Consider the following 387-nt stretch of genomic DNA (forward strand, 5'->3'; position numbering starts at 1 on the left):
GGCCTATGAGTATCACCAGCTCTCGTTCACCGGCGGCGGCGGCGCCGACGCCGCTCCAAGCCGGTCGGCCGAGCTTGCCCTGCACATGGCCGCCTCCGACCAGACGCCGTTCGACCTCACCGCATCCGGCACCGCCGGCATCAACGACGGCGCCGGGTTCCAGTCCACGGATGTCGGCCGCGCGATCCGGCTGCTCGGTTCCGACGGCGTCTGGCGCTGGGCCAGGATCACCGACTACGCCAGCGCCACGGTGGTCAAGATCGTGCTCTATGCCCATGCGCTTCCGAACACCAACCCGATCGTGCGCTGGCGGCTCGGCACCTTCGTACCGGGCAGATATGTCGAGAGCAGTTCGCTGTTCGAGGAACGGCTTGCCTTCAGCCGCAG

The 387-nt window shown here is 68.2% G+C and carries 1 pseudogene; it reads left to right on the forward strand.

Going from position 1 to position 387, the window contains the following annotated elements:
* Positions 1 to 387, forward strand: a pseudogene (locus EN818_RS33055) (hypothetical protein); the annotation flags it as partial.

Source organism: Mesorhizobium sp. M3A.F.Ca.ET.175.01.1.1 (assembly GCF_004791945.1).
In the GTDB taxonomy this organism is placed as follows: domain Bacteria; phylum Pseudomonadota; class Alphaproteobacteria; order Rhizobiales; family Rhizobiaceae; genus Mesorhizobium.